Below are 22746 nucleotides of genomic sequence, written 5' to 3'. Positions count from 1 at the left end.
GCCCTCATAGTAGAAACTAGAGTTAGCTTAGAGGATTAAACAACAAAGAGATGAGAGATTGGCGTCAAAACAGACAAGCGCTTTATCTGAACTTAATATCAGAGAGTTAATCTCGTTTCTCCAACAGTTCGCTTAGGCTTTGAACTTGGACGATACCTGGATGCTGTGACTTAAGCTCAACTCCTTCCGAGTTCAACCACACCGTATTCAAACCCGCTTCAAGTGCTGGGTAAATGTCTTTCTCTAAGGTGTCGCCTACCATGGTGATGTCTTGTGGTGAAACACCGAGCTTAGAAATAATGGCAGGATAGAACCCCGACTCGAACTTAGAAAAGCCAATGCTCGCCTTACAAAAGTAACCCAAGATATATTGAGATAGGCCAACGCGTTCAAAGGCACGAATGATGTCGTCTTTACTGGAATCACCAGCATTGGTGGCAACATAGACTTGATGATTTTTGAAGAGTTCAGCCAGTAATGCACGAGCACCGCTCACTTCTTGTACGGTTTCCCAGTCACACATCTTCCCTTGTGCGTCTGGGAAATCGACCATCAGCGTATTGCCCCAGTCGAATAAGACTATTTCTGTTAATTCGATTAGCTTTGTCATCTTGCCTCCTGCATACGATGAATTATCTAATGTTTAAGCGAGCCTATAAAAACTTCTCGGACGGTTAGGCTCATTATGGACAACCTTGTTACTGTTTATGGAGCACGATCTTCTAAACACAAAATACCCTTTATTGATAAACCACTTTGAAACGCTCCAACATAAGTAACATGTCTTCACTTGGTGAGATCTTGAGCTCTTCACATTCACGAGAGAAGAAGTTCCAGTGAGCTTCTTTCCACCATTCGAGTGTTTTGTCACCCTCGCCTTCGGCAGCAGCAAACTCCGCCGTCACTTCGTTATATTTGCACTGTGAGACTGAAGTGATCTCTACAATGCAAACTGGCTTGCCATCCCAGTCAGTGACAACTTGCAAGTGACCAACTACTGGTCTCGTCTCGCCTTCATGGCTGTACCAATATTCAAGGCTGCAAGACGCTTGTTTTTCACCCTTGAGAATTAACTGGGCGCAGAGGTTGGCGTTGTATTCATCAGCACAGTAATAGTCGGCACTAAAAGAGGTGTATTGCGAAGCAACGTCTGCTGGTAATGTGTTGAGGTAGCTATCAAGATAAGCTTTGCTTCTTTCTTCCATGATCTTTCCAAATTCAATATCAGGTTGAGCCGATAAACACTTATAGATTAAGCATCTGGCTGCATTGGGAGTAACCTATCAAGTCAGGTTATAGCTGTAAACCGAGTGAATATCAAAATGTGGGCTGAGAAAGAAGAATATAGGTAGGATTTCGAGGCCAGTACAAGGAGATCCAAAAAGTGAAAGAAGAGCCAAAAGCACCTTTAGTCGGTGCTTTTGGCTCTTAGTATCTCGTTACTAATAGCTCGTAACTGACGGGGTATTAACGGTTCAAGAAGTCGACCGCTTTGTCTGGGAAGTCGGTAAACACACCATCAACTTTGACTTGGTTGTAGAAGACATCCAACATGCCATCAAAGTTATCAGCATAAGCTGGGATTCTTCCTGGGTCAGCACGGAACGTGTACGGGTGAACATCTAAGCCCGCGTCTTTTGCTGACTTCATTAACGGTTTAATAATGATGTTATCTTTGGTCGATGCATCGTCCACCAACATTGGCTTCCAAGGGCCTATTCCTTCCGCATAAGACGCCACTTTTTCCATGCCACCAGCTTCAAACATCCAGTCGTAACTGTACGGCGTTGCTTTGTCACCTTGGTAGGTCATGGTTTCATTCCAATCTGTATAGGCCATCAACTGAACGAGCTTAAGATCCATTTCCATCACTGGCATGAGCTCATCGTTAATGCGTTGAAGTTCATTGGCGTCAAAACACTGCAAATACACTTTGTCGTCTTTCGATAGGTAACCATATTGATGCAAGGTCGCAAGTACCGCTTTGGAGATGTCTTTGCCTTCGTGACGATGGAACCAAGGTGCTTTAATTTCAGGATAGATGCCGACGTCATAACCTAAGGTCTTATTTAGGCCTTGGATCAGCTCGATCTCTTCTGCAAAGGTAGCGACACGAAAATCAGACTGCCACATTGGGAAGCGCGTTGGGTACCCTGCCACTCTTTTACCTTGGTCATCGAGGTTAAAGCCTTCGGTCACTTTCAGGGATTTAATCTCAGCGAGCGTAAAATCAATCGCGTAGTAGCGGCCATCTGCGCGAGCGCGTGTTGGAAAGCGATCCGCGACATCGGTGACGCGGTCTAGATAATGATCATGCAAAACCACTAATTGGTCGTCTTTGGTCATCACGACATCTTGTTCGATGTAGTCGGGTTTCATTGCGTAAGCGAGCGCTTTAGCGGGTAAAGTGTGTTCAGGTAAATAACCAGAAGCGCCGCGATGCGCAATCACTAAAGGATCTGCTAATGCATTTGCAGATAAGCTTAGTGCTAATAAGGTCAGAGACAGTGACGTTGTTTTCATTATTGTTTCCCTTGATAAAACAGAAGCAGGATATACCTGCCTCTGTTGTTATTTATAGATGTGATTCAGTAAATACACTACTGAGCTAGCGCTTCTCTCTCTCGTTCGAGATCTTTTTGTTTATGGTGCGCACGCTCACCTAAGAAGGCGTAAAGCAGACAGATGATTGAAGCCACACAAGCGCCGACCAAAATAATGAAGCCGCCATCCCAGCCGTAATGGTCAACCATAAAGCCGAGTATTGCGTTCGCAGCAACCGCGCCACCTAAGTAACCAAACAAACCCGTTAGACCAGCCGCTGTACCCGCTGCTTTCTTAGGCGCAAGTTCCAGTGCATACAAACCGATCAACATTACAGGACCATAGATAAGGAAACCAATCGCAACCAGTGCCAGCATATCAACCGTTGGGTTACCTGCTGGATTCAGCCAATATACCAACACAGCGACTGTCACTAGAACCATGAACAAGATACCTGCAGGTGCACGTCGGCCTTTGAATAACTTATCTGAAATCCAACCACACAATAAGGTGCCAGGGATACCTGCCCACTCATACAAGAAGTAAGCCCAAGATGATTTATCTACAGAGAAGTCTTTTGCTTCTTTTAAGTAAACTGGAGCCCAATCGAGTACGCCATAGCGGATAAGGTAAACAAACGCATTGGCAATAGCGATTGACCACAACAGCTTGTTAGAGAAAACGTACTTAAAGAAGATCTCTTTCGCCGTCATTTCTTTCTCATGAGACGTATCGTAGTCGTCTGGGTAATCGTCTTTGTGTTCTTCAATCGGTGGTAAGCCGCAAGATTGAGGTGTATCTCTTACAGTAAACCAAACAAAGACAGCAACGAGAGAGGCAAAAAATGCAGGAACATAAAAAGCGGTTCGCCAATCGTCGTTAAAAGCCCACAGCCCCAACAAGAACATTGGGCCAATCAAACCGCCACCCACGTTGTGAGCAACGTTCCATACTGACACTATCTCACCACGTTCTTTTCGTGACCACCAGTGGACCATGGTTCGTCCACAAGCTGGCCAACCCATACCTTGGAACCAACCATTCAAGAACAGCAGGATAAACATCGCAGTGATGCTGCCTGTTGCCCAAGGCATAAAGCCAAAGCAGAACATCACCAGTGCCGACATTAACAAGCCACCGCTGAGGAAGTAACGAGGGTTAGAACGGTCAGAAACACTGCCCATTAAGAACTTAGATAAGCCGTAAGCGATAGATACCGCCGCTAATGCAACCCCTAGTTCTCCACGGCTAAAACCTTGTTCAATGAGATAAGGCATCGCCAAACTAAAGTTTTTACGGACTAAGTAGTACCCCGCATAGCCAACGAAGATGCCAAGAAACAGCTGCCATCGTAGTCGTGTGTAGGTGCTATCGATCTTATCTGATGACAAGCGATCGATATGCGCCATAGGTTTGAATATTCCAAACATAGGAACCTCATAATTATTGGGCGAAGGAAGAATTTAAATGCTCGAACGAAAAAATTTAGCGCTCATTCGAAATCAAGGGAATTGTATGTGCTTCAGGATTAATTTCTGTGATAGAGGTAGTTATTAACAAAAAATAACTTTAAATACAGCATATTAGTTTCATTTAATTAGACTGCGCTTCATATTTTTGTTTGTATCTGTTTAATTAAACATCAGAACTTTCGAGTACGAATAAATCCAAAAAGAGCGAGCGAACATAAATCAACCAACAACAATTTTGGTTGAATCTGTGGAGTTATGAAGGTGGTTTGGGCTATTGGTTAAAGAAGTTCGCTAAAATCAATGCAAACAAAAAGGGTCTAGATTTCTCTAGACCCTTTTAGGTAATAACGCTTGGTGGCTTGATGTTGGCTAATTAAGCAAACATTAGCTAATTACTCGAAGTATTAGCTAGCCACACGACGTGATTATGCGTCGATGTATTAGCTAGCCACACGACATGATTATGCGTCGATGTAAAAAGCTTCTACAGTGCCTTTTAGAGTAATAAGCATTGGCTGACCAAAACGATCTAGCGCTTTTGGAGAAGGGATCTTAACCCAACCTTCGCTGATGCAGTATTCTTCAACATCAGTACGCTCTTTACCATTTAGACGAATGCCGATTGGGTATTCGAAACACTCAGCAACGTGGTGTGGGCTGCGTGGGTTGCCTGCAAGATGATCTGGTAAAGCTGGTCTTGAATTAGTATCGCTCATGTTCATTACCTGTATGTACGTAAATAAAAAAAGTGCGTCATTCTAGTCAATATAGGCTTTGTGCTCAACAACTGCTGCAATAAATCGTCTTGATCGTTTTAATCAACAGCTAGTTGTTTGATTTAAAGGCGATATCGGCATGAGTTTCAACGAAAATTTAACAGGTTTATGCATTATGGATGAAAGGGAGAAATTCATTACTCGAACGGCAGATAAACTAATATCAGGCTTTTATTCCGAGCTTATCGATTAAGCTCAATACTCATCACTTTATGGTTCGGTTCTGATTCGATATTTACGATTGACCAACCTAGCCCTTGGTAGAGACCCATGATATTGGTGTACGCGTAGAGTTGAGTTTGCACTGCAGAAGAAACCTGTCTGACACCACGATTAATCAGTTCACTGGCAATGCCTTGACCGCGCCATTGAGGGTCGACAAACACAGCGTTGATCCACACTACATCACGAACTTGGTGAGGTTCTTGAAAATAGGAATACGCCAAGCCACCAATGACCACATTATCGCGAAGTACTGTTATTACTGGAGGGAGTTGTACGTTTTCTTTATATGTATCTTTAAACTTGAAATCAGACCATTCACTTTGAAATAAGCCCTCTAACTCATGCCAATAAGGTGAGTTTTCATCGCAATTTCTAAAGATTACTTTCTGCATTTTTCCGTCCTTTTAAAGAGAGTAATTCGGCTATCCTAGCCTTGTTTAATCTAAGTGTAGGTAAAGCTACTCTTCTTCGTCGTAATCGTCTGCTGGGTCTTGATTAATTTCTTCGCCGCATCCTAGGCATTCACCTTGCAGATCCTTAGGCATCACAATAATCAAACCACAATGAGGGCAAAGATCGCCTTGTTGAAACATCCTGTATTCCTTCTACTTCATGGTTATTGATTGGGATGGTTATTGCTTAGGATACTTCTGCTTACTCGCTTCCAACCAGTCGTGAATCACTTGGCGAGCGGATTCCGACGGAGGTGCATTTCGTTTTCCGCAGATTTGGTCTATTTCAAAAGGAAATGCTTTGCTCGGGACGCGGCGTAAACCTATGGTTAAACGCTGAGGCTTGAGCATACGGAACACCACATAACGATCGCTCATGATTCGGTTGTGATACACGCCAATACAGTGCTTCTGCTCGATGCCTTCGTGTTCAAGGTCGTAATAATCCGTGAGCGGATGAATGTTGTCATTGCCAAGTAAAGGAACGGGATAAGGGATGTCTTTATCCATTGGGCAGTTACCCTCCAAACGACGTAATTGGCGTTGCTCCGTCCAGCGGTCATGGAGTTGTTCAAACATCGCAAAAGAGTTCTGACTGGTAATCGCGCGCAGTGGATCATCCATCTCCAAATCTTGCCCTAGCAATATCGCATCTTGGAACATCGCCATCTTCGACGGTGCGTTAAGTCTGCCCTCTTCCACCATTGCAATCCCTAGCCTGCTACCAGTTAGAAATGGATGAACTTGGTCCAAACGCAGGGCTGTGTATCCAACTTTTGAGTAATGCTTAAACTTAAGAACTCGTCTTTGCAGTGGCTCGAGAATGCGAACAATGTGGTCGAGTTCATCACCAACATTGTAATGAAGCTCTAGCTTGTCGATGAATTTGAGTGTCGCCTTGCTGCCGTCTAAGCCCAACTTGGTAAGGATCTTCTTCTGCCCTAAGCGACTTAGTGCCAGTGCTTTCTTGTTGTCGACACTGTATTTCATGCAGATCAAAGCCAAAATAACAGGCCTTAATTCAAGCAATTGCGCGGCTTCATAAGTATTCGCAGCAAGCCACAACATCTGGTATTGGTATTCTGGAAAGTCGTCGGTGATTTCACGATAACGCGCAGGTAATGAATTTAGCCAACGACCATTCACGTCAAACTGTTCAACAAGGTTGAGGCTCAGCCCAATGCCTCCATCAAGCGGTCGTCTACCATCTTCAAACACATGAAAGCCGACGAGCTTTTGAGACCAGTCTCGGATCTCAATATCGTAGTCGAAACCTAATGTTCGAGTGGGAATGGTTAGTAGTGCTGTCATTGATGCCTCTTCGTTATTGGCGCATTGAACTATCAAGCCTATCTAACAGCATAAGCTAGCGCTTCAACCACTATATCAACCTTTTGTAAATTTCTTACCAATCAAAGCGATATAAATACGATAGTGCTTAGAAGAACATTGAATGATGATTTTACGGAATATGAGATCTCTTCGATATCATTTGCGTCAACAGAAACTATGCTTGTTACATAACTCACAACAAGAGGCTTTAATTATGGATTACCGACATATTCTGGTCGCACTTGAACTGTCTGACGACACCAAGATTATCATTGATAGAGCGACCTTCTTCGCTGATAAACTGGAGGCTGGCATTTCATTTGTTTATATCGATGGTACGCATGGAGAAATTTATCCAGAGCTCGTTGATATTCAGGGAAATGACGGTGATTTACCCATCAATGAAGATGCCGTTAAGCATTTGAAAGAGTTTGAAGCCTACGCCAAGCACCCAATCAAGCACATTTTCGTGGGAACGGGTGATTTGAACGATAAGCTCAAAAATGCCATCGAAGCCAACGGCGTTGACCTATTGCTATGCGGCCATCACCATGATTTTTGGCATAAGCTCATCTCCCATTCTAAACAGATCATCGATACTTCCCCTATCGATATTCTCGTTGTTCCAATGGAATAGAAGCTCCAGTTCGACACTCAAAAATAACCGGCATTGCCAACCTCTATCGGTATTATTGGTTGGCTTGATATCCTCTTCAACACACTCATCCTGATAGAAATCTCCTATTTCCCACTTAGAGTAGTCATTTGTGATCTTGTCAGCCTATCAACTCGTAAGCGTCTAATAATTAACAAATCACGTCATTTCGATTTGAATCAACGTACTGAAATGTACGACCCAGACCATGCCTTCATCAATCAATGGACAGGCGGTAACGCAGTCACAACAAGCCTCACAAACCAGGACGCATTATGAAATTTAAAACGGTACGACTTGTATTAGGTGACCAACTCAACATTGAGCATTCATGGTTTAGACAGGTTAACGATGACGTTATTTACATCATTGCTGAGCTAAAACAAGAAACAGATTATGTTGCCTCTCACGTTCAAAAAGTGGCCGCGTTTTTCTGTGCGATGGGTTACTTCGCTAACGAACTCAAAGAACAAGGTCATCAAGTACTCCACCTTACTCTTGACGACACAACGCAATTTGAAAACCTAGACACACTTTTAAAGCACTATGTACACGAATTCGGCGCAGAGAAATTCGAATATCAAAGGCCAGATGAATATCGCCTCTTAGAGCAGATGAACAAGCTCAAGCTGACCAATGCGACCAAAGGTTGTTGTGATACAGAACACTTCCTCTTTCCATTCGAGGAGATAGAACAACAGTTTCCAAAAGACAAACACATCATGATGGAACACTTCTATCGCCGAATGAGAAAACGTTTCGACATTTTGCTAGAAGACGGAAAGCCCGTTGGCGGAAAATGGAATTACGACGCGAACAATCGAAATAAGCTCAAGAAACAAGACATCGAAAACCTACCTCAGCCGCTGATGTTTACCAATGATATAACCGACATTTTGCAACGTATCGAACGTCACCAAGTACAAACCATTGGTCAAGTCGGTAACCAGTTACTATGGCCGGTGAACCGCGCACAAAGCTTGTCTCTACTCGCTCATTTCTGCCAAGTCTGCTTGCCGTTATTTGGGCAGTTTCAAGATGCGATGACGACAGAGCACGACTCTAAATGGAGCTTGTATCATAGCCGTATATCGTTCTCGCTGAACAGTAAACTGCTGAGCCCTAACGAAGTGATTGATGCAGCACTGTCGGCCTACCAAGCATCCTGTCTTCGAGACAGCTCACCAGATAAGCCAAGCATCGATATTGCACAGGTCGAAGGATTTGTACGCCAAATACTGGGGTGGCGAGAGTACATACGCGCCGTCTATTGGGCAAACATGCCTGCTTACGCCAACAAAAACCATTACTCAGCACATAATAACCTGCCCCATTACTTTTGGGACGGACAAACCAAGATGAACTGCATGAAGCATGCGATTGACCAGTCTCTTGAGTTTGCTTACGCGCACCATATCCAAAGGTTAATGATCACTGGCAACTTCTGTTTAATCACAGGCATAGACCCTGACCAAGTAGACAGTTGGTACCTCGGTATTTACGTCGACGCGATTGAGTGGGTTGAAATGCCAAATACGCGAGGTATGGCACTGTTTGCGGATGGCGGGATCGTCGGAACCAAACCATACTCTGCCAGCGGTTCCTATATCAACCGCATGAGTGACTACTGCAAAGGCTGTCACTACAAGATAAAAGAACGCAGCGGCGAGCAATCTTGCCCTTTCAATAGCTTGTATTGGCGCTTTATGGACCAGCACCGCGATGCGTTAAACCGCAACCCACGTATGGGCATGTTATATCGCTCTTGGGACAACATGGATGAGCAATCACAACAAGCGATTCTCGATACTGCTGAACAACGAATCACAAACTTGGAGAACTTATAATGGTGGAGCAACTCAGATTACACATATTGGTGGTCGGTGGGAGCGGCGGTATTGGTTTCGCTGTGGTTAAACACCTATTATCTGAGCTCTCTCGGTTTGATTTTCTTGATGTGCATGTAGACGCGACTTACCACTCTCAACAGCCGGAACTAGAAAACAATCGCTTGAGCTGGCACAAAGTCGACGCCACCGACGAAGCTGATATTAAGCGCTTGAGTTCTGAGTTTGAACAACTTGATTGGCTGATCAACTGCGTGGGTATGCTCCACACTCCAGATCTTGGACCGGAAAAGAACTTGTCGTCCATCGACCCTGAGTTTTTCCTCAAAAACATCTCTGTGAATACCCTGCCCAGCTTGTTATTAGCAAAACACTTCACGCCGATACTTAAAGCGAGCGACAATCCAAAGTTTGCTGTGGTATCCGCAAAGGTTGGCAGTATTTCAGACAACAGATTAGGCGGTTGGTATAGCTACCGCTCATCGAAAGCAGCCCTAAATATGTTCATCAAAACCATGTCGATCGAATGGCAACGCACCATTAAGAAAGGCACCGTGTTGGCTCTGCACCCGGGCACGACAGACACAGCTCTGTCGAAGCCTTTTCAGACCAATGTCCCTGAAGGTAAGTTGTTTGAGTCAAGCTATGTCGCCCATCAGTTGGTCGATATTATTCGCACTGCCACACCGGATAACAGTGGGCACTTCTACGCTTACGATGGTGAACAGTTAAATTGGTAGTTGATACGAGTGTCCGTCTTTCATTAGTGCTAAAAAAGAAAACCCAACAGAGTTGAAGCTCCATTGGGTTTTTATTTAGAAAGAACGCCTCTGTTTTAAAAGGCGTTTGGTTGATATCTAGCTAAAGATCAAAACTGATCATCACGATTATTCAGCCCAATTGAACTTAGTATCGTCAACACCTTCTTTCTCTTCTTTAGCTCGCTCGCGTCGATGTTGTTCTTCAATTCGCGCAGCGTCTATCTCTTGCATGATGGCTTCGATATCAGCCAAGTCGTCGGTTTCCGTAAACTCACCCGTCAGTTTGCTGTCTGGCTTCAAGTCGCCTTTCTCGTACAGCGCCCACATTTCCTTGGCATACTCGGTTTTTGCCAGTTCAGGAGCAAACTGAGCGTAATAGTCACGGATGTTATTGATGTCACGAGCCAGCATCCACTCAGCGTTGTTGTTAGCCGAAGCGTCAACCGCTTGTGGTAGGTCGATAATTACTGGACCGTACTCATCCACCAATACGTTGAACTCAGACAAGTCACCATGGATCAAACCAACACACAGCATTTTAACTACGTAAGTCATCATCACGGCGTGGTCTTCGATCGCTTGCTCTGCTGACATCACCACATCGTTCAAACGTGGTGCAACGTAACCCTCATCGTCAGTGACCAGCTCCATAAGCAGTACGCCATCAAAGCAACCATAAGGGACAGGCACACGAACACCCGCTTCTGCCAGTTTATATAAGGCATCCACTTCAGCACTTTGCCAAACCTTTTCTTGTTGTTCACGACCAAAGCCAGAGCCTTTTTCCATCGCTCGAGCGCGGCGGCTATTTCGGACTTTTCGGCCTTCACGATACGCGGTCGCTTTTTTGAAGCTGCGTTGGCTTATTTCCTTATATACCTTGGCACAACGGATCGTATCGCCGCAGCGCACAATGTACACCGATGCTTCTTTGCCACTCATGAGTTGGCTTGTCACCTCGTCGACTAAACCGTCGTCAACTAAAGGCTGTATTCTTTTAGGTATCTTCATGCCGCCTTTATACATCACTTATCTTACAGATAGAAATATTAACTTGAGAAATGAATGACGAAACGATTAAAGGATCATCAAAATTACGACAAAGGAAGGAAATATTGGAGTTAACGGGTTTAGATCATGAGTATTGACCTGATCTATTCAGATTATGGGACTAAGACTTATTACGACGACAACGTTCAGAACAGTAGATCACGTCATCCCAACAGCGCTGCCATTTTTTACGCCATGCGAAAGGCTTTTGGCAAACAGGACATATCTTAGTCGGTAAATGGGGTTTCTTGTGCATGGCCGTTCCCTTCTTGAAGCATCCACTTCCTGCGTTTACTAGAGATTCCCTATTACGCTCGTACCTCGCTTTAGAGAATGACGAAGGCAATACGAACAAAGCCTAGTTCTCTATGACGTTCGTTCCTGACTTTAAGGAGTGACTGCGTAGTGATTTGTGACTACTCCCGACTCCGTCATCCTCGAGAAGGAGGAACGACTGAGTCGGGGATCTGCTTCATCTAGCTCTGTTTCTATTTCTGCGCAGATAAATTTAGCAAGAACCAAAGTAACAACCTAAGCGACAACCTTGTACTGCTTCTCCATCTCACTCACACCTAAGCCAGAGTGTTTTGTCACTTTAAGCTGAACGGGCACTCGCTCTTTCAGTGCTTCAACGTGGCTAATGACACCGATCATCTTGCCTGATGCATTCAAGTTATCTAACGCGTTAAGGGCAATGTCCAATGTGTCACTATCCAACGTGCCGAAACCTTCATCTAAGAACAGAGAATCAATACTGGTTTTGTAGCTCACAAGATCAGATAGCGCTAATGCCAACGCCAAGCTCACCAAGAAGCTTTCGCCACCTGATAAAGTCTTTGTATCACGCATCACATCGCCCTGCCATGTGTCGAGCACTTGCAGTTCTAAACCATCGTCGGCTTTACGTTTAAGCTCGTAACGACCATGCAAACGTTGTAGCTGCTTGTTCGCAAGGTACACCAAGTTTTCCAATGTTAAACCTTGGGCAAACTTACGGAACTTGTCGCCGTTCTTAGAGCCAATAAGTGAGTTCAAACGAGAGATATCATCAAACTCGACTTGTTGCTCATCAATTTGCTTAAACAGATCTTGCTGATTACTGCGGTTCTGGCTATCCGTTTCAAGATTGGCAGAAATTGCACCGATCTTGGTCGCATGGCTTTGCTGTGCGTTTTGACACTCAGTCGTCGCTTCTTCAACTTGCTGTTGGTCTTGCTCTTGCCATGCTTTCGCATTTTCGTGATTTAGTAGATCCACTTGTGTCGCTTTGGCGGCGTTCAACCTAGCTTGCGCACTGACAATCGCTTCGTCTAAAGACTTCTTCAGGCTTTGAAGTTGAGTTCTAACCTCTTCATCTAACAACGCTGCTTCAAAATTAGCCTCATCTTCGAACGGGCTAGTTTTCAGCGCTTCTAACCAAGCATTCGACGCTTGTGTGTAGCTCGATTGCTTACTGACTAACTCGTCCGAGAAACCAGTGTGTTTGGTTTGCTCGGTTCGATGTTCAAGTTCGCTGCGGTTAAGCACTAACTGCGCGGCATCAAATGCATTTACTGCTTCAGTGACTCTTTGCTTCATCGCATTGCTGGTGGCTTGAATGTCTTTGTCACCAAACAACTCTGTTCTTTCAGCCGTTACACGAGTGAGTTCTGAGACTAAAGACTCACTCTGTTGCGTCAGTGTCGCGAGCTCTTTCTCAACACTGCTTAGCTTGTCATCTAAGGTTTTCAATTCGGCATTTTGAGTAATCAGTTGCTTCTCAATATCGGTCTGTTGCTGTTTGGTTTGCTGCCATGTGCTTGATGCTTGCGATTTCGCAGTAAACCAATCATCGATATGTTCAAGTTCAGGCGCTTCGATAGAAGTTTGAACAATGCTCTCTTTCAGAGCGTTCCATTGTTGTTCTTTCGCTTGAGCAATCTGAGCCACTTGTTCGTTTGCGACTTGGTTTTGCTTATTCAGATCCGCTAAGCGTTGCTCGGCCAACTCGAGATTAGATTGCGCCTTGTCAGCCATAACACTTACCGACAAGCGTTGTTTCTCAGCTTCGGCACAATGCGCTTTAGCATCAGCCAATGCTTTGAGTTGCTGCGAGCTCTGACTTAGTTGAAGTTCACACTGCTGAGCAAAGGTCGCGACTGTGGCTTCATTGCCTAAATCGTTAATCGTTAGCAGCGCCAATTCAGGAGCAGTGCCAACGAAATCTGATAAACTCTGTTGAAGCTTACCGACAACGCCTTGCCAATTCAGTTGAGCTTGTTGAATATCCGCTTGCGCACGTTGAATGTCATCGTTCAGCGCTGCAATCATAGGGTCAAGAGAATCTAACTGCTGACGATGCTCTTGGCCTTCTTTCTGAATCGCTGCTAATTCTTGTTCCTCAAGCTCACTCTGGGCATTCAAATCCTTCGAACTTTGTGATTGTTCGATCGCATGGTCTGTTGAGCCACACAATGGGCAATCCATTCCCGGCTTCAATGCCGCACGATACTTCGCTAACTCGCCTTCTTGTGCAATCAGACGCGTCAATCGTTGAAGCGAAGTCTTTTTTTCTTGATATCGATCCGCCAGCACTTCACGCTCTTTCGAAAGCTTGCGACGCAGCTCCGTATTAGTTTGATGTGCCTGTGTTTTCACGTGCAGCTGTTGCTGGGCATTTAGGAAACCACGATTGATCTCGAGTAATGAGTGCGTATTGCGGTTCCAAAACTCCAACAGATCTTTTTGCGCATTCAGCACTTGCTCACTGGTGTTGCCTTGCAATGCTTCCCACTGTTGCTTTGCACTGCTCTCTAGCACAACCAATTTAGCTAAGGCCTTATCTTGCGTTGTTTTCGCGTCTTGCGCAGATTTGATGATCGTTTGCTGTGCATCAACTGCAGACAAAGCTTGCTTCGCTGAATTCAACTGCTCTGAATGCTGGCGCTCTAGAGTACGAACTTGCTCGACCTTTGCTTGCCACTGACCTAGGTATTTTTCCAGATGTTGGTCAGCTTGATGCGTATTTAGGTACTCAGTGCTGAGTTTATCTTGTTGCTTCAGTGCATCTGTTTTTTGGACTAAAACAATCTGTTGATTACGCTGCTGCGCATGTTGCTCGTTAAGCTTATTCGTTGCACTAACGGCCGCAGTTTGCTTATCTTTGAGTACGGCAATTTGGTTATCTAACGGGCGAACCTGCTCGATGATCTTCTCTTGATCCTGCTGTTCGGCTTTTACCTGTTCGACAATCGCACTGCTTTGAGTCAGTTTAGTTTGCGCGTCTTGCATTTCTGCATCACGAACGGCAAGTAACTTGGTGCTGTTATCTAGGTGAGCTTGAGTAGTGTTCACCTCTTGTTCGCAACGCTTTAAATCTTTGTGTACTGGACGCAGCTTTTCAGCCGGCTCACTGTTTGCCAAGCGCTCTAGTGACGGTTGGTTACGGTCTAGTTCATCTTGAGCGGTTTTCAGATCGAGCTCACTGGCCGCAATAGTTTGCTCAGCTTTGGTCACGTCTTTCCACCAGCTAAGATGCACTTGCCACTCTTTTAATTGCTCGGCTAAACGCTTCTGCTCTACTTCTAGCGTTTCACGCTCTGCGGTCAGCTCTTTGATTTGCTCTTCAGACAGTAAGCTCACACCTTCAGCTTTCGCTTTAAGTTGATTAAGCGACTCTTCACTCGACTTAAAATGATCGTAGATACGCTCTGAAATCAGGCTATAGACTTCTGTGCCCGTCAGCTCTTCAAGTAGCTCGGCACGGTCGTTAGCATTGGCGTTTAAGAACGCTGCAAACTCACCCTGAGACAACATGATGGATTTAGTGAAGCGCGAGAAATCGAGGCCCGTGACCTGCTCCACCAACTTGATCTTCTTAGTGAGCATGGTCTCTAACACTTTATCTGTGTCGGCATCTGCAAATTCACAGGTCGGCGTTTGCAATGCGCCATCGTGTTTTCCACGCGCTCGCTTTTGGTGGAAATTAGATCGGTACGTTTTACCTTGAACTTCAAATTCCAGTTCAGCAAAACACTCGCCCGTACCACGAGTCATTAATTCATTATTACCTTTAGCAATGCTTTTCAAACGCGGTGTGCGATGGAAAAGTGCCAAGCAAATCGCATCAAGAATGGTGGTTTTACCCGCCCCAGTTGGACCAGTAATTGCGAACAGACCGTTTTCTGCAAACGGCGATTGGGTAAAATCGAGCTTCCAGCGCCCTTTCAAAGAGTTCAGGTTTTCAAATTCTAGGCTTAAAATCTTCATACGATTACTCTTCTACTTTATTGGGCGCTTGAGCGCTTTCAGACACTTCGACCATCACTTGTTTGAACTTCACCGTCATGCGCTCTAAACGCGCTTTTTCAGAATCGGTTTCAAACTCTTCTAAGGCAATACGCTTCGTAAACACGTCCATCGGGCTCAGTTCAGATAAGGTCTCTGCCGACTCTTGCTCTAATGCTTGATTACGACGCTCTCTTGCTCGGCGCAGTTGAAGTACTTCCACATTCAATCCTTCGGTCAGTGCGCGCATACGTTCTTGTAGATCCGACAAGTAATCTTGCGCTTGCACTTCTATCGATAACCATACGCTTTGGTCGCTATCTAAACCTATGTATTGGTTAAGCTGAGATTCGATCTCGCTCAAGTCGCCTTTGATTTCAGCTAGAGGTTGGAATGTGGGAACAGGCAGTTGAGAAATGGTGCGCTCACCTTCAACAAACTCAACAACACACACTTGTTTCTGAGACTTAAGTTCATCAAAACTTAGTGGGATTGGAGAGCCTGAATAACGAATGTATTCACGCTTTGCCACCACTTGTGGGCGGTGGATATGACCAAGTGCAATATAGTCTGCGTCTGGGAAGCCATCAGCGGCAAAACCATCAAGGTTGCCGACATAGATATCACGTACCGAATCCGATTGTTGAACACCCATCGCAGTTAAGTGGCCGGTAGCGATGATCGGCATGTGCTCGCTGTTTGCAAACGTCGCGCGCTTAGCAACCGCCGCATCATAAACACTTTGATAATGCTGTTTGATTGCATCGCCGAGTTGCTTCTGACGCTCAACGCCAGTGACACCCGCCTGGCTCATCAACACATCGCGAGGGCGAATAAAAGGAATGGCACAAACCAGCGCTTCTACATCGCCGTTCTTGCCTTTTAGTTCGACAACTTGAGTCGCATGATCTTCATTGGTATTAGGAATCACGTCTGCGCCCATGTATTTGAGCAGCTGTTGTGTCTCTTTAAGCACAGAGACTGAATCGTGATTTCCACCTAATAACACCAATTGGCAACCGATCTTGTTCGAATCGACCACAAACTTGTTATACATCTCACGAGCGTAACTCGGCGGTGTACTGGTATCGAAAATGTCGCCAGCAACAATGATCGCGTCGATGTCGTGCTCTGTAACTTGCTCAAGTAACCATTGTAAAAACCGTTCATGTTCATTCTTGCGGCTTTTATTGTAGAAGTTTTGGCCAAGGTGCCAATCGGACGTGTGAAGAATCTTCATTGCTGCTCACTGGAAGTCTGTAATACCTTTAATCTACCAAAATAGTCGAGATAATTCCCTTTTATAAGCTTGTGAAAACCAACTAATTTCAGGCTTTGGACCAACTCCGCCCATAGCGTGACCAATCGTTATTTTTGACATAAAAAAACCGCTCAACGTTAGAGCGGTTTTAGGTGTCCATAGCTTTAGCTTTAAGCTATTTCACAGAGGTCGTCAAAAATTGTACGAAGCGCCCAGAGTTACTGTGCTAAACGCTAAATCACGGCTTGCCAGTCTATTACCATTCGGGCCGAAGAATTCGATATTTACTGCATCTGCTTGTGAGATTAAACGTAAGGTTAGGCTTTCTACTGGCGTGTATTCAACACCTATACCAAAATGGAAGCCTAATTACGCGCAGCTAGACAATCAAAGATATTGCAATAGATGCCATGATCACGCCAACGACAAATTCCAACACCTTCCACGCTCTCGGGTTCTTAAACATTGGAGCCAAGAAGCGAGCGCTATATCCAAGTGAAAAGAAGAACACGAATGACGCCGATACCGCCCCAGCGCCAAACAACATTTGATCCGGTTGATATTGAGTTGAGATAGACCCCAGCAATACCACAGTATCCAAATACACATGCGGGTTAAGCCAAGTGAACGCCAAACACATCGCAATCGCTTTGGTTAATGAGTCTTTAGTTTCTGCCGTGGCTTCTAAGGCGTGGTTTTCGGTAAATGCTGATCGGAAGCTTAAGAATGAATAGACACCCAAAAAGATAGCGCCACCATAACGGGCGAACTGCTCAATTTGTGGGAACTGCTTAACGATTGCGCCAAAGCCCGTCACGCCAAAGCTAATCAGTAAGGCGTCAGAAATGGCACATACAGCACAAACTGCCAATACGTGTTGGTTCTTAAGCCCTTGCTTTAAAACAAACGCATTTTGAGAGCCAATCGCAAGAATCAGCGAAAGGCCAAGGGAGAAACCTGCAAAGTAAGTCGACATCTAAGGCTAGCCTCTTAACGCAACTCAATACGCATAAACTGGCTGTGCGGATCCAACACATAATCAGCAAAGGGTTCACAGTATCCGAAGCCAAACTTTTCATACAGGTTACGCGCAGCCTTAAAGTAGTCTTCTGAGCCGGTCTCTAAACTGATTGTTTGATACTGGCGGGCGGTTGCTGTATCCAATACGTGCTGTAAAAGTTGGCTCGCAACACCTGACTTTCGAGCAAACTGTGAGGTTCTCATCGATTTGAGTTCAGCGTGTTGGGTATTTAGCTCTTTAATGGCAACACACCCAAGTAGTTGGCTGTCTTTCCAAGCACTGAAAAAAGTAATCTCTGGTGACTTGAGCCCATCTAGATCCAGTGCATGAACGCTTTCGGCTGGCGAAGTGGCGTACATATCAGCGAGGTGCTCTTCAAGTAATTCAATGACTTCCCCACCCGACAAGTCATCCACCTTAATTTCTATTGAAGCACTGCTTTCCAATGCTGTTCTATTTTCCATTGAACCCTGTGCATTTATTGCTGATGTCATTGTTTCAACTCTCCTTGTTTAGTTCGCTTATTTAGCTTGAGTGATTTGGTTTTTATCAACAGCCCACTTTCCTGAATTGTTTCCTTTTCAAGAACTCGGTTTGAATCAGTAAAATTACTGATTAATCATAAAATTATAAATGTCACACTGGGTTTACCTAGATACCATATTTTTCCTATCTCGTCTCGTGATAAAAGCGTTCCGCAAAGCCCGTATGGTCGCTGCATTGAGGGAGCAACACCTGTTTTAGTTAACGAATAAGTAGTCAGGGCAAAGTGAATAGCGATGACACGCGTACTGATGTTGTTGGCAGCTTAAACATCCCTTTAAACGGTCTCATTTAAAACGACCATAAGTTAGAAAATAAAACGCTTTCATTGATCGAATATTTGATTGCGATTTTCCAATTTCGGTATATGATGCGCCACCCTAATTTTTCAGCTTATGCTGCAGGCAAATATGTCCGCCAACGCACTCTATACCGACCTATCCGGTTACTATGATTTAATGTGTGTAGATATTGACTACCAAGCGCAAAGTAACTGCGTACTTAGACTCCATCAAATCTTTGGAAATGAAGGAAAAACACACCTCGACTTAGCTTGTGGCACTGGCCCACACGTTCGTCATTTTATTGATTTCGGTTACCAAAGCGGTGGCCTAGATCTTAACAAGCCGATGTTAGATATCGCAGAAGTTCGCTGCCCGGAAGCCAAGTTCTCAGTACAAAACATGAGTAACTTTGAGGTCACGGAACCACTCGATCTTATCACTTGCTTCCTGTATTCCATCCATTACAACGATGGCCTTGAGAAGCTTAAAGAGTGTATTGAAAGTGTGCATCGTGCGTTAAAGCCAAAAGGTATTTTCTGTTTTAACGTGGTTGATAAAGACAAGATCAGCAACGACCTGTTTGTTAGACACACAAAAAACCAAGACAAAGACGATTTCACGTTCCGTTCTGGTTGGTATTACTCTGGTCAGGGTGATAAGCAAGCGCTAAAGCTTAGCATCGAAAAGACGACTGCTGGTGAAACTCAAATGTGGAATGATGAACACCCAATGGTGGCATTCTCGTTTAAAGAGTTAATCGAGATATTGAAGCCCTACTTCGAGGTTAATATCTTCGAGCACGATTACGACAAGCTGATTCCTTGGGATACTCAGTCCGGTAATGCGCTGATCACATGTGTCAAAATCTAGATTAATAGATAAACGGCAAATTAAACCAAATCTATAGATCAAAAAAGAACCCACACTCGCCATTCTCCTTTTAGAGCATCAGCCAGTGTGGGTTCTTTTGTATCAAGCTATCAGTTACTGAACTCTAAATTAGAAGTCCGCTGTCATACCTACGTAGTAAGTACGTGGCTCTTCAACATAGCCCATGCTCTCTAGCTCTTGTGATACAGCTTCGTCAGTTAAGTTCGTGATACCTGCACGTAGTCGTACTGAAGCATTCACGTTGTAGACAGCACCTAGGTTCAGCGTTGTGTAAGCGTCTTGAGTTAGATCGCTTTCGATCTGACGTTCACCACGGTAACGCGCACTCACGAAAGTACTTAGATCGTAAGTTGGGCTCCAGTTCAGTTTAACTAAACCCGAATGCTTGTAACGCTCAAGTAATTCGTCACCAGTAGACTTATCTTCAGTGTCTAAGAATGTGTAATTACCAGACACACCCCATTCATCAGTAATTTGGAATTGGCCTGTAAGCTCAGCACCTTGAACTACAGCCTCTGATACGTTTGTATAAGTACGCTTACCATTCACATAGCCAGTTGAGCTTGAACTATCAGCGCAACCTTTACCCGATTCAAACACTCCGCCGTTCTCACAATAGGTTTCATCACGATCAATTAGGTCGTTGATTTCATTTCGGAATAAGGCACCTTCAACATTCCAACGAGGTTGGCTATAAATCGCAGCGATCTCATAGTTCAAGCTGGTTTCGGGCTTAAGATCTTCATTACCATGTAAATCACATACGCCTTTACAGCTATTAACTGTGTAGTCTGTCTGATTTTGAGTCAATGTTGGTGCTTTAAATGCTTTACCCACACCACCCTTGATGATCAGGTCATTCGTTGTTTGATGAACCAAGTACACACGTGGGCTGAACTCTTCACCGTACAGTTCATGCTTATCTAAACGACCACCAATGGTTGCCGTTAGTTGATCCGTCATTAACCATTGGTCTTGAACAAATAACGCACCTTGATAAGCTTCAGATGTACCATTGACTAAGTTTTCTTTGTTGGTTAATTCACTCAACTGGTAGTCCATACCAAACGTTACGGTGTGACTATCACCAAGATAAGTGGTCGCCGAAGCTTCAACAATTTGAGTCAGCTCTTCGATGTCACTGCTATAGTTAGTATCTGAGTCCGCAGCATCATTATCTGTCACATTTTCACGTGAATAACGTACTTGCGTGTCACCCCAGCTCCAAAAACCACTATGTGTGATCGCTTGGCTCTGACGTACAACACGTGTGTCAGACTCAATCACAGATGATACGTTTTCCGCAGATGACTCACGTTCGTCGTCACTGTAACCAAAATCGAAATCAATGGTTTGGTTGTCTGTTGCATTCCATGTCAGGCTCGCGAGTAAGCTTAATGTCTCTCTTTCTTCTAACGCAGTAATGTCTGAACGATCGTAACCAGAGCTATGCGTACCAGAATAGGGTTGCCAAGCATCACGGCTAGTTTGGTTAACAGATAGGCGAGCAAACAACTCGTCTTCAATCAACGCACCAGATGTCGTGAAGCCCATCGAATACTCTTCCCCTCCATCACCATCAAGTGGAGATGAAGTGTCCATGCTCAGTGTAGAGCTCCAATCGTTTTCTGGAGCCTTAGTGATGATGTTGATTGTACCGCCCATACCATCTGAACCGTAAAGTGCAGACATTGGGCCACGGATTATTTCAACACGTTCGATCGAATCAGCAGGAATCGTTGATAGGTCAAAGTCGTTACCACGGATGATGGCACTTGCAGAGCTTAAACGACGACCGTTCACCATGATAAGAGTGTAATCTGAATCCATACCACGAATAGAGATCATCTGACGGCCAGCACGTGTGCTATCAAAATCAGACTCTACACTCGTTGATTCTGCAACGATGTCCGCCAAGGTAATACCAGGGCTGTCTTCAATGTCTTGCGCGGTGATAACCAACATTGAAGCTGGCGCTTGTTTTAGTGCCATCTCGGTACGAGTTGCCGTAACAACCATTTGTTCATCTGTTGCTTGCGCTTCTTCTTGCGCCAACACGTTAGCTGAAAGTGAGGTACAAATAACAGCGACTGCGATCGAAAGGGGTTTACGAACCAAAAGAGGTTTGCGAATCAAAAGAGATCTCTCAGACATGATATTCATTCTTATATGTGATTGGTAATGATAATGGTTTGCATTAAACAACCAACTACCACGCTTATCAACGAAAGTTTCATACCAAAAATCGATTCTCGTTATTCACCATTCAAATAATGAAAGAGATCTATATCCAACTCGATAGGTATTCGTAATTTTCATTCACCCTGCAGATGGATTATGTATAAAGCTCTTTGAATATATTGCGAACCCAGCGACACATCGGGTCGTTATGAAAGCGCTTATGCCAGTATAAGTAGACGTCTTCTGATGGGTGGCGCAACGCTTTAGGCACGCGTTTACAAACAAGATCTCTTTGCGTAGCGGCTTGTTGAGCAAAAGGTGTCGGTAAATGAAAGATGATGTCGGTTGCTTCTGCCATATCCGGCGCGACGTTAAAATTGGAAAGCTGAATTGGAATGGACAGCTGGCGCTGCTTATCAATCAAGCCAAGATCTTTAAATCGACTTTCGATCGAGAGCTTCTTATCCCCTTGCAGTGAGATTTGACCAAGTTGGCTATTCAACAAGTCATCAACCGTGATCTCTTTGTCCGCCAAAGGATGTTTTTTACTCATCAGCAAACGGTAATCGCGGCTAATCACGAACATTCGATACAAATTTTGCTCTGAACTTAACGGCTCGTGGGTCGACAACACAAAGTGCGCATCACCGGATAACAGAGGCTCAAAGTGTCGTTTAGGAATCGAGTCGATATCAACAGTCATGTTTGGCGCTTGTTGACGTATCTCCGCAACTACCTTGGGCAGCAAGTGCGCGACATTAGGCACTAAACCAAAGAAGCGAACCGTACTGTCACTGCTTTGCGGTTCGAATACATCGCCATGTACCAGCTTTTCTAAACGTGTCAGGACCGAATTGAGATCTTGCTTAATGGCTTCTGCTTTTGGCGTTAACTCATAGCCATAAGCCGCTCGCACCAATAGATCATCATTGAAAACGGTACGCAGTTTTTGCAGAGATCGGCTCACCGTAGGTTGGCTCATATCCAGCGCCAATGCCGTGTTGGAAACGTGCTTCTCTTCAAGAAGGTGTTTAAGAATAACGAGTAGATTGAGGTCGACTTGAGCAAGATTCATTATGCAAATATTAACAATATATAAAATTCAATGTGCGCATAGTGCTATTTCTTAACATGTAATACAATTGATAATCACTCCTATTTTGATCTAGAGCAATATGCAGAGCA

Annotated in this window: 20 protein-coding genes and 1 pseudogene; 4 read left to right on the top strand and 17 right to left on the bottom strand. The window is 44.6% G+C overall.

The features are described from left to right. Positions 1 to 106: 106 nt before the first annotated feature. From ACED41_RS03850 to ACED41_RS03815, 8 genes are all read right to left on the bottom strand, one after another. Positions 107 to 610, bottom strand: a complete 504-nt coding sequence (locus tag ACED41_RS03850; protein ID WP_371724513.1) for an HAD family hydrolase — start codon at positions 608 to 610, stop codon at positions 107 to 109. 130 nt (positions 611 to 740) lie between these two features. Further along, positions 741 to 1205 (bottom strand): ASCH domain-containing protein, encoded by a 465-nt coding sequence (locus tag ACED41_RS03845; RefSeq protein WP_017059207.1) that lies wholly within the window; start codon positions 1203 to 1205, stop codon positions 741 to 743. A 262-nt stretch (positions 1206 to 1467) separates the two neighbouring features. After that, complete coding sequence (gene glpQ / locus ACED41_RS03840; RefSeq protein WP_102428724.1) at positions 1468 to 2523, bottom strand: glycerophosphodiester phosphodiesterase; 1056 nt, start codon at positions 2521 to 2523, stop codon at positions 1468 to 1470. A gap of 77 nt (positions 2524 to 2600) precedes the next feature. Then, positions 2601 to 3974 carry a glycerol-3-phosphate transporter gene (gene glpT / locus ACED41_RS03835; protein ID WP_371724512.1) on the bottom strand — a complete coding sequence of 458 codons (1374 nt, stop codon included), beginning with the start codon at positions 3972 to 3974 and terminating at the stop codon, positions 2601 to 2603. Between the two features lie 503 nt (positions 3975 to 4477). After that, positions 4478 to 4732 carry a DUF3297 family protein gene (locus ACED41_RS03830; protein WP_017059204.1) on the bottom strand — a complete coding sequence of 85 codons (255 nt, stop codon included), beginning with the start codon at positions 4730 to 4732 and terminating at the stop codon, positions 4478 to 4480. 242 nt (positions 4733 to 4974) lie between these two features. Further along, on the bottom strand, positions 4975 to 5409 hold the full coding sequence (locus ACED41_RS03825; RefSeq protein WP_017059203.1) for a GNAT family N-acetyltransferase: 435 nt from the start codon (positions 5407 to 5409) through the stop codon (positions 4975 to 4977). A 66-nt stretch (positions 5410 to 5475) separates the two neighbouring features. Continuing rightward, on the bottom strand, positions 5476 to 5610 hold the full coding sequence (locus ACED41_RS03820; protein ID WP_267868948.1) for a hypothetical protein: 135 nt from the start codon (positions 5608 to 5610) through the stop codon (positions 5476 to 5478). Between the two features lie 39 nt (positions 5611 to 5649). Next, on the bottom strand, positions 5650 to 6780 hold the full coding sequence (locus tag ACED41_RS03815; RefSeq protein WP_017059201.1) for a PcfJ domain-containing protein: 1131 nt from the start codon (positions 6778 to 6780) through the stop codon (positions 5650 to 5652). A gap of 235 nt (positions 6781 to 7015) precedes the next feature. Here ACED41_RS03815 and ACED41_RS03810 point away from each other — a divergent pair, with 235 nt between their 5' ends. From ACED41_RS03810 to ACED41_RS03800, 3 genes are all read left to right on the top strand, one after another. Continuing rightward, positions 7016 to 7438 (top strand): universal stress protein, encoded by a 423-nt coding sequence (locus ACED41_RS03810; protein ID WP_371724511.1) that lies wholly within the window; start codon positions 7016 to 7018, stop codon positions 7436 to 7438. A gap of 293 nt (positions 7439 to 7731) precedes the next feature. Further along, on the top strand, positions 7732 to 9303 hold the full coding sequence (locus ACED41_RS03805) for a cryptochrome/photolyase family protein (protein ID WP_371724510.1): 1572 nt from the start codon (positions 7732 to 7734) through the stop codon (positions 9301 to 9303). Next, complete coding sequence (locus ACED41_RS03800) at positions 9303 to 10043, top strand: SDR family oxidoreductase (RefSeq protein WP_065583629.1); 741 nt, start codon at positions 9303 to 9305, stop codon at positions 10041 to 10043. The genes ACED41_RS03805 and ACED41_RS03800 overlap by 1 nt, the downstream gene beginning before the upstream one ends. A 147-nt stretch (positions 10044 to 10190) precedes the next feature. Here the strand turns inward: ACED41_RS03800 and ACED41_RS03795 are convergent, their stop codons facing one another. The 7 genes and pseudogenes from ACED41_RS03795 to ACED41_RS03765 all read right to left on the bottom strand — a co-directional run bounded on the left by ACED41_RS03795 (position 10191) and on the right by ACED41_RS03765 (position 18156). Next, entirely contained in the window at positions 10191 to 11075 is an 885-nt protein-coding gene (locus ACED41_RS03795) for a PA4780 family RIO1-like protein kinase (protein ID WP_029235559.1), read from the bottom strand. A 160-nt stretch (positions 11076 to 11235) separates the two neighbouring features. Further along, positions 11236 to 11370: a DUF2256 domain-containing protein gene (locus ACED41_RS03790; protein ID WP_081324519.1), complete on the bottom strand. Its 135-nt coding sequence runs from the start codon at positions 11368 to 11370 to the stop codon at positions 11236 to 11238. Between the two features lie 275 nt (positions 11371 to 11645). After that, positions 11646 to 15362: an AAA family ATPase gene (locus ACED41_RS03785; protein WP_371724509.1), complete on the bottom strand. Its 3717-nt coding sequence runs from the start codon at positions 15360 to 15362 to the stop codon at positions 11646 to 11648. A gap of 4 nt (positions 15363 to 15366) precedes the next feature. After that, positions 15367 to 16620, bottom strand: coding sequence for an exonuclease subunit SbcD (gene sbcD, locus ACED41_RS03780; protein WP_017059194.1), 1254 nt, complete (start codon positions 16618 to 16620; stop codon positions 15367 to 15369). Between the two features lie 213 nt (positions 16621 to 16833). Beyond that, a pseudogene (locus ACED41_RS03775) lies at positions 16834 to 17007 on the bottom strand (porin family protein); the annotation flags it as partial. A gap of 13 nt (positions 17008 to 17020) precedes the next feature. Continuing rightward, positions 17021 to 17617, bottom strand: coding sequence for a LysE/ArgO family amino acid transporter (locus ACED41_RS03770; protein ID WP_371724508.1), 597 nt, complete (start codon positions 17615 to 17617; stop codon positions 17021 to 17023). 14 nt (positions 17618 to 17631) lie between these two features. Further along, the gene (locus ACED41_RS03765) at positions 17632 to 18156 is read right to left on the bottom strand and encodes a GNAT family N-acetyltransferase (protein ID WP_371724507.1); all 525 of its coding nucleotides are present in this window, start codon (positions 18154 to 18156) and stop codon (positions 17632 to 17634) included. A 459-nt stretch (positions 18157 to 18615) separates the two neighbouring features. Here ACED41_RS03765 and ACED41_RS03760 point away from each other — a divergent pair, with 459 nt between their 5' ends. Beyond that, complete coding sequence (locus ACED41_RS03760) at positions 18616 to 19359, top strand: class I SAM-dependent methyltransferase (protein ID WP_371724506.1); 744 nt, start codon at positions 18616 to 18618, stop codon at positions 19357 to 19359. A 129-nt stretch (positions 19360 to 19488) separates the two neighbouring features. Here the strand turns inward: ACED41_RS03760 and ACED41_RS03755 are convergent, their stop codons facing one another. Together ACED41_RS03755 and ACED41_RS03750 are read right to left on the bottom strand one after the other, a co-directional pair. Continuing rightward, positions 19489 to 21534 carry a TonB-dependent receptor domain-containing protein gene (locus ACED41_RS03755; protein ID WP_371724505.1) on the bottom strand — a complete coding sequence of 682 codons (2046 nt, stop codon included), beginning with the start codon at positions 21532 to 21534 and terminating at the stop codon, positions 19489 to 19491. Between the two features lie 181 nt (positions 21535 to 21715). Continuing rightward, a complete protein-coding gene (locus tag ACED41_RS03750; protein WP_017059189.1) occupies positions 21716 to 22636 on the bottom strand; it encodes a LysR family transcriptional regulator in 921 nt (306 codons plus the stop codon). Positions 22637 to 22746 lie beyond the last annotated feature (110 nt).

It is taken from the genome of Vibrio sp. 1F255, assembly GCF_041439145.1.
Classification (GTDB): Bacteria; Pseudomonadota; Gammaproteobacteria; order Enterobacterales; family Vibrionaceae; genus Vibrio; species Vibrio crassostreae_C.
The sequence above is the reverse complement of the archived record's forward strand: the minus strand, read 5'-3'. Positions and strand labels throughout refer to the sequence as shown.